Source organism: Streptomyces hygroscopicus subsp. hygroscopicus (genome assembly GCF_001553455.1).
GTDB lineage: Bacteria > Actinomycetota > Actinomycetes > Streptomycetales > Streptomycetaceae > Streptomyces > Streptomyces hygroscopicus.
Map to the genome: position 1 here is coordinate 1 of NZ_BBOX01000002.1, position 15,198 is coordinate 15,198.

13 protein-coding genes are annotated in these 15,198 nt (G+C 71.4%); 10 read left to right on the forward strand and 3 right to left on the reverse strand.

Translation table 11 applies throughout. From position 1 onward, the window contains the following. Positions 1-195 precede the first annotated feature (195 nt). Positions 196-2,043: an ABC transporter ATP-binding protein gene (locus AXW62_RS00735; protein ID WP_060942757.1), complete on the forward strand. Its 1,848-nt coding sequence runs from the start codon at positions 196-198 to the stop codon at positions 2,041-2,043. On the opposite strand, the gene AXW62_RS00740 is transcribed toward AXW62_RS00735, so the two are convergent. Together AXW62_RS00740 and AXW62_RS00745 are read right to left on the reverse strand one after the other, a co-directional pair. Beyond that, positions 2,040-3,227: a right-handed parallel beta-helix repeat-containing protein gene (locus AXW62_RS00740; RefSeq protein WP_060942747.1), complete on the reverse strand. Its 1,188-nt coding sequence runs from the start codon at positions 3,225-3,227 to the stop codon at positions 2,040-2,042. The two genes, AXW62_RS00735 and AXW62_RS00740, sit on opposite strands and share 4 nt — an antisense overlap. Positions 3,228-3,549: 322 nt before the next feature. Further along, positions 3,550-4,257, reverse strand: coding sequence for a GntR family transcriptional regulator (locus AXW62_RS00745; RefSeq protein WP_060942748.1), 708 nt, complete (start codon positions 4,255-4,257; stop codon positions 3,550-3,552). Positions 4,258-4,376: 119 nt separating this feature from the next. Between AXW62_RS00745 and AXW62_RS00750 the strand changes: the two genes are divergently transcribed. From AXW62_RS00750 to AXW62_RS00780, 7 genes are all read left to right on the forward strand, one after another. Beyond that, positions 4,377-5,213 carry a fumarylacetoacetate hydrolase family protein gene (locus AXW62_RS00750; RefSeq protein WP_060942749.1) on the forward strand — a complete coding sequence of 279 codons (837 nt, stop codon included), beginning with the start codon at positions 4,377-4,379 and terminating at the stop codon, positions 5,211-5,213. Between the two features lie 16 nt (positions 5,214-5,229). Then, the gene (locus tag AXW62_RS00755) at positions 5,230-6,156 is read left to right on the forward strand and encodes a VOC family protein (protein WP_060942750.1); all 927 of its coding nucleotides are present in this window, start codon (positions 5,230-5,232) and stop codon (positions 6,154-6,156) included. Positions 6,157-6,460: 304 nt separating this feature from the next. Continuing rightward, a complete protein-coding gene (locus tag AXW62_RS00760) occupies positions 6,461-7,669 on the forward strand; it encodes an MFS transporter (protein ID WP_252368458.1) in 1,209 nt (402 codons plus the stop codon). A gap of 11 nt (positions 7,670-7,680) precedes the next feature. After that, positions 7,681-9,168 carry a bifunctional 3-(3-hydroxy-phenyl)propionate/3-hydroxycinnamic acid hydroxylase gene (locus AXW62_RS00765; protein WP_063817499.1) on the forward strand — a complete coding sequence of 496 codons (1,488 nt, stop codon included), beginning with the start codon at positions 7,681-7,683 and terminating at the stop codon, positions 9,166-9,168. Next, positions 9,165-10,007 carry an SMP-30/gluconolactonase/LRE family protein gene (locus tag AXW62_RS00770; RefSeq protein ID WP_060942753.1) on the forward strand — a complete coding sequence of 281 codons (843 nt, stop codon included), beginning with the start codon at positions 9,165-9,167 and terminating at the stop codon, positions 10,005-10,007. The genes AXW62_RS00765 and AXW62_RS00770 overlap by 4 nt, the downstream gene beginning before the upstream one ends. Beyond that, positions 10,004-12,001: an acetoacetate--CoA ligase gene (locus AXW62_RS00775; RefSeq protein ID WP_060942754.1), complete on the forward strand. Its 1,998-nt coding sequence runs from the start codon at positions 10,004-10,006 to the stop codon at positions 11,999-12,001. Before AXW62_RS00770 ends, AXW62_RS00775 begins: the two co-directional genes overlap by 4 nt. A gap of 156 nt (positions 12,002-12,157) precedes the next feature. Further along, positions 12,158-13,120: an amidohydrolase family protein gene (locus tag AXW62_RS00780; RefSeq protein ID WP_060942755.1), complete on the forward strand. Its 963-nt coding sequence runs from the start codon at positions 12,158-12,160 to the stop codon at positions 13,118-13,120. A 146-nt stretch (positions 13,121-13,266) separates the two neighbouring features. Here the strand turns inward: AXW62_RS00780 and AXW62_RS00785 are convergent, their stop codons facing one another. Further along, complete coding sequence (locus AXW62_RS00785) at positions 13,267-13,932, reverse strand: TetR/AcrR family transcriptional regulator (protein WP_244502726.1); 666 nt, start codon at positions 13,930-13,932, stop codon at positions 13,267-13,269. 134 nt (positions 13,933-14,066) lie between these two features. Here AXW62_RS00785 and AXW62_RS00790 point away from each other — a divergent pair, with 134 nt between their 5' ends. Next, positions 14,067-14,678: an NAD(P)-dependent oxidoreductase gene (locus AXW62_RS00790; protein ID WP_060942756.1), complete on the forward strand. Its 612-nt coding sequence runs from the start codon at positions 14,067-14,069 to the stop codon at positions 14,676-14,678. Between the two features lie 230 nt (positions 14,679-14,908). Continuing rightward, positions 14,909-15,198 (forward strand): SDR family NAD(P)-dependent oxidoreductase (locus AXW62_RS00795; protein WP_159060780.1); only part of this gene is annotated, 290 nt, incomplete at its 3' end.

Sequence of the window (15,198 nt, forward strand, 5' to 3'; positions counted from 1 at the left end):
CCCCTCAGCCCAACCGGATAGGGGGTGGGCAGCATGAGCGAGCCCACCGACGCATCGGCGGGCGGTGTCCCGGGGCCGCGCACCGCCCCGGTGTCCTCCCCGTCCGCGGCGCCGTCCGCCCGGCCTCACGACGGACCGGACGCCGACACGTCACAGACCGGGCCGGGCACGTCCTCCGCGGCGGCCGCGACGCAGATGCGCTACGTCGACCTGACCGGCAGCCGGGAAGCTGCCGGGCGGTCCATCCGGCTGCGGGACATGGCCCGGCGTCTGCCCCAGTTGGTGCGCCGCTCACTGGCGCTCGCCTGGCAGGTCGACCGACGCGCGACCATCGGCCTCCTGCTGTGCCAGGCCGTCACCGGAGTGATGCAGGCCCTCGGTCTGGTCGCCATCAGCGGCACCCTCACCGCGCTGCTCACCGGCGGAGACGTCTACGACCGGCTGCTTCAGGCGTGGCCGTCCGTGGCCCTGCTGGCCGGGGCCGCCGGGGTGCGCGCTCTGCTGAGCATCACCGTCAGCTGGCTGTCCTCCCGGCTGGGCCCGCTGATGTCGCGTGAGGCCGAGCACATGCTGCTCACCGGCTGTGTCGAGGCCGAGCTGTGCGCCTACGACGATCCCGACTTCAACCGTGCCCGCGAGGCGGCCGACCGCGGAGCGCAGGTCACCGGGGACCTGATCAACGAGGGGCAGGACCTGATCGCCTCGTCGGCCTCGTTCGTCGCCGGGGCTCTGGTGCTGGCCGGAGTGAACTGGATGCTGCTGCCGCTCCTGATCGCGGCCAGCCTGCCGCAGGCCCTGGCCCAGATCAGTGCCGCACGGGTGCGGTACCTGGCGAATCTGCGCAGCAACGGCGACCTGCGGATGCTGTCGGTGCTGCGCTGGCACATCTACACCAAGGACGCCGCCGACCAGATCCGCGCCGGCACCATGTCCGCGTTCCTGTCCGGCCGGTACCGGGAGACGGTCGCCCGGATCAACCGCGAGGACCGGGCCGCAGCCGACACGGGCGCCCGCATGTCCCTGGTCGGCGCGTTGTGCGGGGGCCTGGGATCGGCCATCGTGTGGTCTGCGGTCGTCCTGCTCCTGGCCAACGGCCGCATCAGTGTCGGACACGCGGGAACCGCCGTCTTCGCCCTGCAGACGGTGGGCCAGTCCGTCCGCGGACTGGTGGCCGTCGGCGCGCGGGCCGTACGAACCGGGCTGTACATGGACGACTGGAGCAGCTTCCTGGACAAGGCCGGCGGGTTCCGGATGCGCCGGGGTCCGCGCCGACTCGAGCCGCCGAAGACGATCGAGGTCACATCGGTCACCCACCGCTACGCGGGCAAGGACCGCGACGCCCTGTCCGACATCTCGCTCACCCTGCGCCGCGGCGAGGTAACCGCCCTGGTCGGCTACAACGGCTCGGGGAAGTCGACGCTGTCCAGGCTGGTCTGCGGCCTGCACCTGCCCACGAGCGGGCAGGTGCTGTGGGACGGGGTGCCCATCAGCGAGGCGGATCCGCAGGCCCTGTGGCAGCAGGTGGCCCTGGTGCCACAGGACTACGCGCGTTGGCCGTTGACGGTGCGCGAGAACGTGAACCTGGGACAGCCGACGGCGCGCGGCGACGCGGCGGTACACGAGGCGTGCGAGGCGGCCGGCGCCGACGAGGTCGTCGGCACACTCGGCGCCGGCCTGGACACCCTCCTCGCCCGCGAGTGGCTCAACGGCGAGGAACTCAGCGGCGGCCAATGGCAGCGCATCGCTCTGGCCAGGGCATTCTTCCGCGAGGCGGGGCTGCTGGTGCTCGATGAGCCGACCGCCAACCTCGATCCGCGCGCCGAGTTCCGGATCTTCCAGCGGCTGCGGGAGCTGGCCCGGGACCGGGCGGTGCTGCTGGTGACCCACCGCATCACCAATGTCGCCGTGGCCGACCGGATCGTGGTCCTCGACGAGGGCAGAATCGTCCAGGAGGGCACCTACGCAGAGCTCGCCCAACGGCCGGGCATGTTCCAGCGGTTACTGTCCTACCAGGTCAGCTCCACTGAACGGGGTCGCCGCTAGCCGAAGTTCACGGAGAGCTTGCCGTCCGAGGCGAAGGACCAGCGCAGCGCACCCGAGTACGACGAGCACGCGGATCCGTTCGTCCCGGACCAGAACTGGTTGGAGCTGTCGGCGTCGCCGATGACGCGGTCGTTCGTCCCCTTGCTCGCGCGGCACGAGACGTTGTCCCGGAACACCGACGTACCGCCGTCGAAGTTGTAGTTGCGCTCGGTGTTGTCGATGCTGACGTTGCCCGACACCGACATATGGCCGGGGTTGCTGTTGTAGGTGAACCCGTGCTTGCCGTTGCGGTAGGCGATGCTGCGGCGGACGACGTGGTCGACGGCGATGTCCGAGCCGCCGAGCTTGTAGCCGTTGCGGTCGCCGTCCGAGGCCTGGCTGCCGTCGGAGAGGGTGCCGTTGCTGAACGAGAGGGAGTCCTCGATGGTCACCGGGCCGATGGCACCGGTGTCGTCCTTGGTGTAGAGGTCCCAGCCGTCGTCGATGTTGTGGTGCGACACGTCGTAGCGGAAGACATTGCCGGGGCCGACCGTGAGCTTCGCGGCGAACCCGTCGGCGTCCTCACCGTCGGAGTCGGCGTTGTCGTGCGACTCCGAGCTCAGGACGAGGTTGTTCGACGGCCACTGGGCTTTGGGGGTGCTGGAGGCGATCCGCGAGAGCTGGAGGCCGGTGTCGTGGTTGAAGCGCGTGACGGCGCGCTCGATGACGTTGTTGCTGCCACCGACGAAGATCCCGTTGTCACCGGCGCGCTCGACGGTGATGCCGTAGAGGTGCCAGTACGACCCGTTGAGGGCGAGCCCGCGGTTCGCGGAATCCTCGCTCATGGCAGCGAAGTTCAGCACCGGGGTCTCGCCGGGGTAGGCGGACAGGTGCTTGAGGGAGCCCGCGGTGCCGTTGTTGCCCGCCGGGATGGTGACCGTCCGCGCGTACGGGTACGTCCCGCCGCGCAGGTAGATCGTTCCGCCGGCGCCGATCCGGGTGATCGCCGAGGTGAGCGTCGTCGGGGAGGACTCCGTCCCGGGGGCGCTGTCGCTGCCGTCCGGCGCCACATACAGATCGCCGGCCTGGACGGACGCGGCCCGCGAGACGGTCGGCTGGACGGCGAGCAGGCACGCCGGCGCGACCACGGCCGCCGCCGCGGCGGCCCGCAGCCGCCGGGCAGTAGAGAACCGAATGTGCTTCATGGCGCTGAACCTCCTGCTTGTGAGGGCGTTTCCGGCGCGGTACGCAGCACATGAGAGCGGTTGCACAGAGCATGCACGAGAGCGATTGCTGCCACCTTCCCGCCCACAAAGGAGCAGGATCGAGCGGCGTTGCCCGAAGTGACGGCTCATCAAATTAGCAAGCGCTTTCGGAGGCGTCAACGCCCCTCTTGCGCGGACGTCGGCACATGGCGGGCACGGCAAGCACGGCCGGTGGCCAGGGCCCCACGCGCTCGGGCACCCCCGACCGCGCCGCAGACAGCGGGTCCCGCGGACCGGACTCCCGCGCTCCGGGCCCGGTCCTTCAGGTGGAGGAGGCGCCGCGGTCCTGCCTGCTCTCCTCCTCGCGCCGCCGGTAGTCGTCGAGCAGCAGGCGTGTGGTGATGGTGATGTGCCGGCTGAGCGCCTCGACCACGCCTGGTACGTCCCGTTCGATGGCGCGATCGCACATGGCCTTGTGCTCGGCCGCGATATCGCGGCCGCTGTGCTCGGTCGGTGTGCGGGCCCAGCAGCGGTAGACCTCCGCCACCTCGCGCAGCTGTGTGGCGATGTCCCGCAGCGGCCGGTTGGGGCATCCCTCCAGCAGGACCCGGTGGAAGCGGGCGTGGGCGTTCAGCCAGCCTTCGTTGATCTCACCGGCGTCGCCGAAGAACGGAACGCGGGCGAGATGGTGGTGCGCGGCGAGCAGATCGGATTCCCATTCGATGGTGCCGGCGGTGACGGACTCCCGGACCAGGTGGGTCTCGATGAACACACGGGCCTCGGTCAGCTCCTCCAGGTGCTCGGGCGAGACGGTGACGACCCGGAACCCCTGCTGCGGCGCGAAGGTCGCCAGTCCCTGGCCGACCAGCCGGGGCAGTGCCTCCCGCAGCACCCCGCTGCTGGCGCCGTACTTCTCCTTCAGCGCCTCCACGCGCAGACGTGAACCGGGTTCGTGCCGTCCGTTGAGGATGTCCGCGCGCAGCCGCTGGTAGATCTCCTCGGCACGTGTCATGGAGCTGGTAGTCGCCATGTCGCGGATTCTAGCGCACCTAGATATTTCAAAAAAATCTCGAGATTTCGTTGACGTGTCGACGGGCGAGGGCGTTGACTCCTGTCATCCAGAAGCAGGAAGACCGGAGGCAGCGCGCTATGCGGACGACAACCAGAGCGGGACGGATGTGCCTGGTGACCGGAGAGGCGGTGATCGATGTCGAGCGGGCCAGCGCAGGCCGGTTCCCGGCCGATCCGCTGACCGTGTTCGAGGAGTGGGGGGCGTTCCGGGCCTGGGCCGCCGAGCTGGAGCCCGGAGGTGTCCAGGCACCGGCGGGGCCGGACGGCGGTGTCTCGCCGACGCCGCGCCAGGTGTTCGCGATCGGGCTGAACTACCGCGACCACGCCGACGAGGCCGGCCTGGCGCTGCCCGAGTCCCCGTCGGTCTTCACCAAGTTCGCCACGGCCCTCACCGGCCCGGACACCCAGCTGCGGCTGCCCGGCGACCGCGTCGACTGGGAGGCCGAGCTGGTGGTGGTGATAGGGCGCCGGGCGGAGCACGTCGCCGCCGGGGACGCCTGGTCCCACGTGGCCGGGCTGACCGTGGGCCAGGACTACTCCGAGCGCGGGGTGCAGTCCGTGGGCCCCGTGCCGCAGTTCTCGCTCGGCAAGTCCTTCCCCGGATTCGCGCCGACCGGCCCGGTCCTGGTCACCCCCGACGAGTTCGCCGATCCGGACGATCTGGCGATCGAGTGCCTCGTCAACGGGGAGAGCGTCCAGAAGTCCCGGACCTCTTCGATGATCTTCTCCGTCCCGGAACTGATCGCACGGCTGTCCGCGGTGTGCCCGCTGCTGCCGGGCGACCTGATCTTCACCGGCACCCCCTCCGGAGTGGGACACGCCCGCACCCCCCAGCGCTACCTGCGGCCGGGGGACGAGGTCGTCACCCGTATCGAGGGCATCGGACAGCTCCGGCAGACCTGCGTCGCCTCCTGAGAAGGGCATCTCCACCATGGCATTGCACAGGCTTCAGTCGCTCACCGTCGGAGTGCCGGATGTGGCCGGGGCGGCCGGCTACTACGCCGACTTCGGACTCGAGCAGGTGGCACCCGGACGGTTCGCCACCGTCGAGGGCGGTGAGCAGTTCTTCCTCGAGCACTCCCCCGTCCGGCGCCTGCTGGGGATGGCGGTCGCCGCCGACGACGCCGACGACCTGGACCGGATCGCCGCGAACCTGGACCGGCTCCAGCTGCCGTGCGAACGCGACGCCGGCGCCCTGCGCACCACGGAACCCGTCGCCGGTATCTCGGTCGAGGTCCGTGTCGCACCCCGGCTGGCCCGGGCCACCGTCCCGGCCACCCCGTACAACGGCCCCGGACGCCCGGACCGCGCCGGCACCCGGGCGCCCGTGCTCTCCCGCACCGACCCGGTGCGGCCCCTGGCCCTGGGCCACGTCGTCATCGGTTCGGTGGAGCAGTCGTCGACCCAGCGGTTCTTCACCGACGGGCTCGGCTTCAAGGTCAGCGATGTCGTCCCCGGCACGGCCGCGTTCCTGCGCTGCTCCACCGACCACCACAACGTCCTGGTGCAGCAGGCGCCGCTGAACTTCCTGCACCACACCTCGTGGCAGGTGACGGATGTCGACGAGGTGGGCCGGGGCGCCACGCGCATGCTCGCCGAGCACCCGGAACGCCATGTGTGGGGGCTCGGCCGCCACCACATCGGCTCGAACTTCTTCTGGTATCTGAAGGATCCGGCCGGCAACTTCAGCGAGTACTACGCCGACATGGACTGCATCGTCGACGACCAGCTGTGGACGCCGCGCTCCTTCGAGGGCATGCAGGCGCTCTACACCTGGGGACCTCCGCCTCCGCCGTCGTTCCTCGCCCCCGAGGACCTGGCCGCGCTGATGACCGGCGCCCACACGGCCAACGGCTGACCGTCCCCGGCACCGTGAAGCGCGGCGAGACACGCGGCCCCGCCGCACCGGACACGGCCGCCCCGCCCGCTTCACACGGATGAGGGCCCGAACCGCCCCTCCCCCAGCCGATGCGCCGCCGGCGCGCCGCACAGAGGTACGTCCGCCCTTTCCCGCAGCGCCGCGGTCACCGGTCGCGACGGGTGAGAGCGCCAAGATCGGAGTCGGAACATTGAGCACACCAGCGTTCGCCCGCCGGGGCGGCCGATCGTCCCCGGGGGCGTCGTCGCCGGCAGCCACCGCGCTCGCCGTCGGCCTGGCAGTGATGACACTGGAGGGTTTCGACCTCGTCGCCTTCGGCGCGACGACGCCCCTGCTGCTGGACTACCGTCCCTGGCACCTCTCGGTTGCCTTCGTCGGCCTGCTCGGCAGCCTCACGCCGATCGGCATGCTCATCGGCTCCTTGCTGGTCGGCCAGTTCACCGACCGGTTCGGCCGCCGCCGCACGACGCTGATCAGTATCGGGGTGGTCAGCGCCGGGATGTTCGCCTGCGCCGCGGCCCCGATCCCGGCGCTGTTCGGCGTGGGCCGATTCGTCGTCGGGCTCGGTGTCGGTGCGATCTATCCGGCGATGGGCCCACTGATCTTCGAACTCGCCCCAGCCGGACGGAAGAACCTGTTCTCGGGAATCGTGCAGTGCGGGACCGCCGTCGGCGGTTCGTTCGCGGCCCTTGTCGCCAACACGCTGCTGACCGGGCACGGCTTTCATCTGGAGTACCTGGTCGGCGGCATCGCCGGTCTGGTTCTGCTGCCCATGGCCTTCGTCTGGCTGCCCGAGTCCACGGAGTATCACCGGGCGGTCAGCGCGTCGGCCCCGGTCATGGACGGCCGCGGCCGGTGGCTCGTGCTCAAGCCGCCCTACCTCGGCACCACCGTGATGTTCTGCGCCATGGCGGGCCTGTCGTTCCTGCTCATCTTCGGCGTGAACACCTGGCTGCCGAAGCTGATGCAGACGGCGGACTATCCGTTGCAGGACTCCCAGACCTTCCTCGTCCTGCTGAACCTCGGCGCCACCGTCGGCGGGCTCGCCATGGCGCTGCTGGCCGACCGTGCCGGATCACGCGGGCCGATCACGGCCTGTTTCCTCCTCGGAGCCGCCGCGATCATCGCCATGAGCGCCCGCCTTCCGCTGCCGGTGCTCTACGCCGTCGTGATCATCGGCGGCTGCGGGGCGGTCGGGGTCCAGGGACTGATCAACGTGTACATCTCGCGTTCCTACTCGGTGACCATGAGGGCGAGCGCGGTGGGCGTCGCGCTCGGTGTGGGCCGCCTCGGCGCCATCGCCGGCCCGACGCTCGGCGGCTGGATCCTCGCGGCCGGCCTGCAACCCCGGTGGAACTTCGTCTCCTTCGCCGTCCCCGCCGTCCTCGGTGCGGCCCTCACCCTGGCCGCCGGCGGACGAGCACTCCAGAATCAGGGCCGTTCCGCTCCTTCGCCGCGCGTCAAGGAGCCGACGGCCGGACCCACACAGTGAGAGAGCACACCATGGACACCTATGACGTCGCCGTCGTCGGCTGCGGCCCGGTGGGGCTGACCCTCGCACGGCTGCTGGCCATGAAGGGTCTGCGGGTCGCCGCCATCGATCCCAACCGGCTCGTCTGCCACCATCCGCGCGCCACCCATCTCGACGACGAGATCATGCGCCTTCTGCAGACCCTCGGCGCGCAGGACATGGAACACCGGTTCCTGCGCCAGACCGCCTGGACACTGCACCGGGAGGACGGACACGCCTTCCTCCAGCAGATGCTGCCCGAGGAGGAGTCGGACCAGGGCTGGCGCACCGACTACCAGTTCCACCAGCCGGACTTCGAGTCGCGGCTGCGGGGCCTGCTCGCGGCCGACGCGAACGTGGACCTCTGGTTCGGCTGGACGGTCAGCGCGATCGAGCAGGCCGACACGGCGGTGCGGCTGACGCTGCTCGACCGGTCGACCGGAGCCGAAACCACTCTCACGGCGGGCTACGCCGTCGGCTCGGACGGCGCCAACTCCTTCGTCAGGCGGACGATGAACGCCGAGGTCGAGGACCTGCACGGCACTCAGCGCTCCCTCATCATCGACGTCCACCCCTTCGAACACCCCGCACGGCTCCCGACGGACAGCGGATTCATCCTGTGCCGGGGGAAGCGGCCGGTGACCTACCTGCCGATCTTCCCGCCGATGCTCCGCTTCGAGTTCATGCTGCTCGACGAGGACGACGCCGCGGAACTCGAACAACCACGGTCGGTGTACGAGTTGCTGGCCCGCTGGCTGGAACCGGGCAGCTACCGGATCATGCGCACCGACACCTACGAGTGGCACGCCCGGCTCGTGCACGGCTGGCGGTCCGGCCGCCTGCTGCTCGCCGGCGACGCCGCCCACCAGATGCCGCCCATGCTCGGCCAGGGCATGTGCTCCGGGATGCGCGACGCCGCGAACCTGGCGTGGAAGCTCGCCGCCGTCGTGAGGGGCGAAAGCCCCGCGGAGCTGCTCGACACCTACGAAACCGAGCGCGCCCCGCATGTGCGCCCCTACATCGAGGAATCCGCCCGGCAGTCCAATCTGATCGAAGCGCTCGGTACGGGCGCGGTGCCCGAGCCGAACGGAACGCAGACGGTCGAGAGGTTCCGGCCGCTGCTGGGACCGGGCCTGGTCGCCCAGCCCGGCGGCGCCACCGGGCAGCTGAGCCCGCAGCCGCGCGGTGTGGACGGGGAGCGGCTGGACGATGTGAGCGGATACGGCTTCACCGTCGTCGGCAACCGGGCCCTGACCTCCGCCGTGTCCGAGGAGGCGCGGCAGATGTGGCATCGGCTCGGCGTGGTGGTCGTCCCGGAGACCGGGCCGGCCGTCGACCGCTGGCTGACCGCCCACGCGGCAGCCGCGGCGATCATCCGTCCGGACCGCTACACCTTCGCGCTGGCCGCCGACACGGCCGAACTGGAGCAGGCCACCAGGAACCTGGCGCGGACGGTACTGACGCAGGAGGTGAGCGCGTGAAGACGTACGCGGCCGGGATGAGGTGGGGGGAAGGTCCCCGCTGGCAGCGCGGTGCGCTGTGGCTGTCCGATACGCAGGGCGGGAAGCTGTGGACCGACCACGACGGTCCCTGGCGGGGCATCCCGCTGGACGCGGTCCCCAACGGCCTGTGGTTCCTGCCGGACGGGCGGCTGGTCGGCGCCATGATGCACGAGCGGCGCATCGGTGTGTGGACCGGTGAGCGGTTCGCCACCTACGCGGACCTGAGCGCGGTGGCCACCGGTCCGCTCGGCGACATGGTCGGCGACCCGCACGGCAACCTGTACGTGGACGACGTCGGCTTCGCCGCGCACGCCGGTGAGCCGCCGAGGCCGGGCCGGCTGGTGCGCGTCGCCGCGGACGGGTCGGTCGGCGTGGCCACCGAAGACGTCGAGTTCCCCAACGGCCTGGCCTTCGTCGACGAGGGACGCACCCTGCTCGTCGCCGAGACCGCCCGGCAACGGCTGACCGCCTTCACCGTCGCGGACGACGGGGCGCTGACCGACCGGCGCACCTATGCCGACCTCGCCCGCCTGGTCGGCGGTGATGCCCGGCCGGACGGGATCTGGGCGACCCGGGACGGTGTCTGGGTGGCCACCACGACCGGACACATCGTCGCTCTGGTCCGGGAGAACGAGCTGGTCACCTCGGTGGACACCGGGGCGCTGCTGCCGATCGCGTGCTGTGGCGACGGCGGGAACCGGCTGTTCGTCACCCTCGCCGACGCCCAGGGCCTCCCGCTGGGCGAGGCGCTGGCCGCGAAGGCGATGCGTACGACGGTCGCGCTGCTTCAGACCACGAAGGCGGGGAACGCCGGGTGAGCGCGGAGCAGCCGGACTGGACCCCGACGCCACAGGCCGTCGAGCGCGCCCGGATCACCGACTTCGCGCGGTTCGCCGGGCGGCGCGCCGGACGTGACCTGAGCGGTGACTACCACGCGCTGTGGGCGTGGTCGGTCGACGACGTGAACGGCTTCTGGGCCGCGGTGTGGGACTACTTCGGCCTCCCCCAGCGCCCGGCGGGGCCCGCGCTGGCGGCCGAGGCGCTGCCGGGAAGCGTGTGGTTTCCCGGAGCCACGCTGAACTACGCGGCCGAGGTCTTCCGCGGCCGGACCGGCACCGACACCGCCGTCATCACGGTGACCGAGGACGCCGGCCCGGTGGCCCTCACCTGGGACGAACTGCGCCGCCAGGTCGCCTCACTCGCGCAGGCGCTCACCGGACTCGGCGTGCGCGGGGGTGACCGGGTGGTGGGATACCTCCCCAACGGCGCGCAGGCCGTCGTGGCCTTCCTCGCCACCGCCGCCCTGGGCGCGACCTGGGCGGTGTGCGGGCAGGACTACACCGCCGCCGCGGCCGAAGCACGGTTCGCACAGCTCCGGCCGACCGTGCTGATCGCCGCGACCGGCTGCCGCCACGGCGGAAAGCACATCGACCGCAGCGCCGATGTACAGGCCCTGCGCGAGGCGCTGCCGACCCTCTCGGCGACCATCGCCGTGGGGGACGCGACACGGATGGCACCCGATGCCCTCCCGTGGTCCGCGCTCACCGATCGCGACGCCGAACTGGCCCCCGTACCCGTCCCGTTCGACCATCCGCTGTGGGTCGTGTTCTCCTCGGGCACGACGGGACGGCCGAAGGGCATCGTGCACGGGCACGGCGGGGTCGTGCTCGAGCAGCTGAAGAACCTGGGTCTGCAGCTGGGCCTGCGCGCCGGGGACCGCTTGCTGTGGCACACCACACCGAGCTGGATGATGTGGAACGTCCTGGTTTCCGGTCTGCTGCTGGGGGCCACGGCCGTCTGTTACGAGGGCAGCCCGACGTATCCCGGCACCGATGCGCTCTGGCGGCTCGCGGCCCGCCTGGAGGTGAACGTCCTGGGCACCAGCCCCGGCTACCTGGCGGCCTGCCGCAAGGCCGGTGTGCGGCTCGCCGACCACCATCCGGCCTCGCTCGAGCGCCTGGGGGTCACCGGCTCGGCGTTCCCCGCCGACCTGCAGCACTGGGTCGCGGGCGGGCTCGGGCCCGGGACGCAGGTGATGTGCACCAGCGGCGGCACCGATGTGGTCACCGCGTTCCTGGGCGCCGCGCCCACCACCCCGGTGCGGGCCGGTGAGCTGTCCGCCCCCTGCCTGGGCGTGGCCGTGGAAGCCTTCGGCCCGGACGGCAAGCCGGTGCGGGGCGAGGTGGGAGAGCTGGTGGTGCTCCGGCCGATGCCGTCGATGCCGCTGTACTTCTGGGACGACCCGGACGGCTCGCGTTACCGCGGCGCCTACTTCGACGCCTACCCCGGGGTGTGGCGGCACGGCGACTGGATCACCGTCACCGGCCACGGCTCGGTGATCATGCACGGCCGGTCCGACGCGACACTGAACCGCCACGGCATACGCATGGGGAGCAGCGACATCTACGGCCCGGTGGAGCGGCTCGAGGAGATCGCGGAAGCCCTCGTGGTCGGGGTCGAGCAGGACGGCGGCGGCTACTGGATGCCGCTGTTCGTCACCACCGCCGACGGCACCGGCCTCGATGACGTGCTGCGCGCGAAGATCCGCGACGCCATACGCCACGGTGCCTCCCCCCGCCACGTCCCCGACGAGATCATCCAAGCCCCCGGCATACCGCACACCCGCACCGGCAAGAAACTCGAAGTCCCGGTGAAACGCCTGCTGCGCGGAGACCCGCCGCACACCGTGGCCGACCCCGGCGGCGTCGACCGACCCGAACTCATCGACTGGTACGCCCACATCGGCGCCGTCCACCGCACGCGCGACGGCACCGCTGCCGGCTCCGTTCCGTCGCGGTCGCCGAACGGCTGACCGCGCGGCGCCGACCGGCGCCCCGGCGGCGGGCCGGGGGCCGGAATCCGCCGGGCGGGCGGACACACCCCGCCCGGCGGGCAGCCGGTCTTCGCCCTCTTTCCGCCGCCGCCCACGGCACACCACCACAAGGACAGACGACGAAGGAGTCCTGTCATGACCTATATCGCGCTGGAAGAAGCATTCATCATCCCGGAGCTGTTCGCGCGCCAGCCCCCGACGCCCCAGAAGATCCGGGTCAGCGACCAGTACGCCGAGGACTGCCGGCGCCGCCTGGCCGACTTCGAGGAGCACCGTCTGCCCGAGATGGACGCGCACGGCATCGACATCCAGGTCCTGTCGCTGAGCGTCCCCGGCATCCAGGCCGACACCGACGCGGGCGCCGCCGTCGACAACGCCCGGTTCGCCAATGACCACCTGGCCCGGACCATCGCCCGCCACCCGACCCGCTTCGCGGGGTTCGCCGCCCTGCCCCTGCAGGACCCCGCCGCCGCCGTGACCGAGCTGGAACGCTGCGTCGAGCGGCTCGGCTTCAAAGGAGCGCTGGTCAACGACCACACACAGGGCCGGTACCTGGACGATCCCGCGTACGGGGAGCTGTGGAGCGCGCTGGAGGAGCTCGGTGTGCCGTTGTACCTCCACCCCGGCTCACTGCCCCAGGACGACTGGCACGTGATGCGCGGACGACCCGAGATGTACGGGGCCAGCTGGAGCTGGCAGGCCGAAACCGGCGGCCACGCCATGCGGCTGATCTATGCCGGAGTGTTCGACCGGCACCCCGGTGCGACCCTGATCCTCGGGCACCTCGGCGAGTTCCTGCCGTTCCAGCGATCCCGCTTCGACTCGCGTTACCGCACGCTCCAGGTCGACGCGCCGCTCGAGCGGATGCCGTCGCAGTATTTCGGGAGCAACGTCCTGATCACCACGAGCGGGGTGCCGGCCCCGGAGGCCGTGCAGGCCGCCGTGCTGAGCATCGGGGCCGACGCGGTCATGTTCGCGATCGACTACCCGTACGAGGCCACCGCCGAGGCGGTGGCCTCGATCGAGAAGTGCGACCTCGCGCCCGAGGTGAAGGAGAAGATCGCCCATCTGAACGCCCGGCGCGTGCTGGGCCTGTGACCAGCGCGCACGCCAGGGCCGGAGGAGACGCACGGCTGCCCGGCCGGTCACCGGCGCGGCGCCGGACCCGCCGTCGAGGAGGCAGAGGCAGGTTGCGCGTGCCTGTCTCCGCGGCCCCGCGTGCCGCGGAGACGGGCGGGGCCGCGTCACCCCTCGCGCTGGGTCAGGAGAGGCGTGATCTCGGCCGCCGGCCGGCCGGTGTGCACGCTGATCAGGTCGGTGATGAGGTGGTCCAAGGGCGGCCAGGGGATGGCGCCGTGGTCGTTGTAGAGGCTGACCAGACCGTGCAGGGCGGTCCAGAGCATGAGTCCGGCCTGCCACTGCTGATCCGCCGCGGACCGCTTCCGCTCCCCGGTGGCCGCGGCCGCCAGGGAGGCGACGACGGCACCGAGCAGCTCGGCCCCGGCACCGTGGGCCGCCCCGGGGACGAGGTCGGCGGGCATCCGGCCGCCGAAGAGGGTGCGGTAGTGGCCGGGCTGGTCGACTCCCCAGTGCACGTAGGCCGCGCACCGGGCGACGAGGTCGGCCAGCGGGCTCGCGGCGGGCCGCGCGGCCTCGTCCATCAGCCGGGCCAGTTCCTCGTAGCGCAGCCGCAGCACATGCTGGATCAGTGCGCTCAGGTCGGGGAAGTGGCTGTAGATGCTGGCCGGCGCCACGCCGACCTCACGCGCGACCTGCCGGAGCGTCAGCGTCTCCGGTTGGTCGAGGGTGGCCAGCAGCTTGGCCGCGGCGTCCACGAGCTGGGCCTTGAGCACCTGCCCCTGCCCGCGCGGATTGCGGCGACGGGGAGCGGACCGCTCCTGAGGCGACACCTTCGCCCCCCTTCCGACCAGTGTGAATGACTCAGCGACAGATTCACCCTACAGGTCGCCCGCGCTTTGACATTCCTAACCAACGGTTGTTTACTCAAGTCACCAACAGTTGTTCAGTCAAGGAATGGTTGATCATGCGCATCGCAGTACTCGGAGCGTCGGGCCGCACCGGCGGCACGCTCGTCGGCCAAGCGCTGGAGCGCGGACACGAGGTCGTGGCCCTGGTCCGCACACCGGCCAAGGTCACCGTGCCCGCGCCGCGGCAGGTCGAGATCCGGCAGGCCGACGTCACCGCCCCGCAGAGCTTTCCCGACCTGACCGACGTCGACGTGGCCGTCTCGGCCATCGGCATCGGCAAGGGCGACGGCCCGGGCGCGCTGATCGCCGGGGCCAGGAGGCTCGCCGCGGCGAACGTCCGCACGGTGTGGCTCGGAGCACTGGGCTCGGGTGTGTCACGGCGGTCCGGCGGGATGATCTACGCGGGGGTGATGCGGATGTTCGTCGGGTCGGAACTGGCCGAGAAGGCCGAGGCCGACGCCATCGCCCTGAAGGCCGGCGCCACGGTGTTCCACGCCCCGGACGTAACGGACGGCCCGCTCAGCCCCACCCGCCGCATCGTGCCGCTGGCGGAACTGCGGCGACCGCTGCTGCCGCCCAGGATCTCCCGCACCACGCTGGCCGCGCTGCTGCTGGACGAGGCGGAGACGGGCAAGCACGGCAACGGCATCGTCGTACCCCTCGGCTGACCGGCGGCCGATGCGACGGCCCCGGCGCCCACGGGGCGCGCACAGGATCCCGCCGCCGACCGTGCTCGCGACCGCGCGGACGGCCGCGGCCGGAACCGAGGCGTGACGAAGCGGTCCACCGCGCCCCGCCTGCACGAGGCCATCCATCACCAGCCGTCGCCCTACCCGTACAACACCGCCTGGGCGGATCAGGAATCGCCTGGCGTGAGTCACCGCATCGAAAGGTCATCATGAACAACTTCTCCGGAAAGATCGGACTCGTGACGGGTGCCGGCAGCGGAATCGGCCGCGCGACGGCGATCGAGCTGGCCCGGCAGGGCGCCACCGTCACCGTCACCGACATCGACGAGGCCACAGCGGCCGAGACCACCGAGATGATCAGGAAAGACGGCGGGGAGGCGCTGGCCGTCACGGTCGACATCGCCGACGAAGACTCCGTGCGGGCGGCCGTCGAGCGCACGGTCACGGCGTACGGCGGTCTCGATTTCGCCGTGAACAACGCCGGTATGGCCTCGCACCA

What these genes read in the sequence shown, in the direction of transcription:
- AXW62_RS00735 (WP_060942757.1), top strand. Translation starts at nt 196, where the DNA reads ATGCGCTACGTCGACCTGACCGGCAGCCGGGAAGCTGCCGGGCGGTCC.
- AXW62_RS00740 (WP_060942747.1), bottom strand. Translation starts at nt 3,227, where the DNA reads ATGAAGCACATTCGGTTCTCTACTGCCCGGCGGCTGCGGGCCGCCGCG.
- AXW62_RS00745 (WP_060942748.1), bottom strand. Translation starts at nt 4,257, where the DNA reads ATGGCGACTACCAGCTCCATGACACGTGCCGAGGAGATCTACCAGCGG.
- AXW62_RS00750 (WP_060942749.1), top strand. Translation starts at nt 4,377, where the DNA reads ATGCGGACGACAACCAGAGCGGGACGGATGTGCCTGGTGACCGGAGAG.
- AXW62_RS00755 (WP_060942750.1), top strand. Translation starts at nt 5,230, where the DNA reads ATGGCATTGCACAGGCTTCAGTCGCTCACCGTCGGAGTGCCGGATGTG.
- AXW62_RS00760 (WP_252368458.1), top strand. Translation starts at nt 6,461, where the DNA reads ATGACACTGGAGGGTTTCGACCTCGTCGCCTTCGGCGCGACGACGCCC.
- AXW62_RS00765 (WP_063817499.1), top strand. Translation starts at nt 7,681, where the DNA reads ATGGACACCTATGACGTCGCCGTCGTCGGCTGCGGCCCGGTGGGGCTG.
- AXW62_RS00780 (WP_060942755.1), top strand. Translation starts at nt 12,158, where the DNA reads ATGACCTATATCGCGCTGGAAGAAGCATTCATCATCCCGGAGCTGTTC.
- AXW62_RS00790 (WP_060942756.1), top strand. Translation starts at nt 14,067, where the DNA reads ATGCGCATCGCAGTACTCGGAGCGTCGGGCCGCACCGGCGGCACGCTC.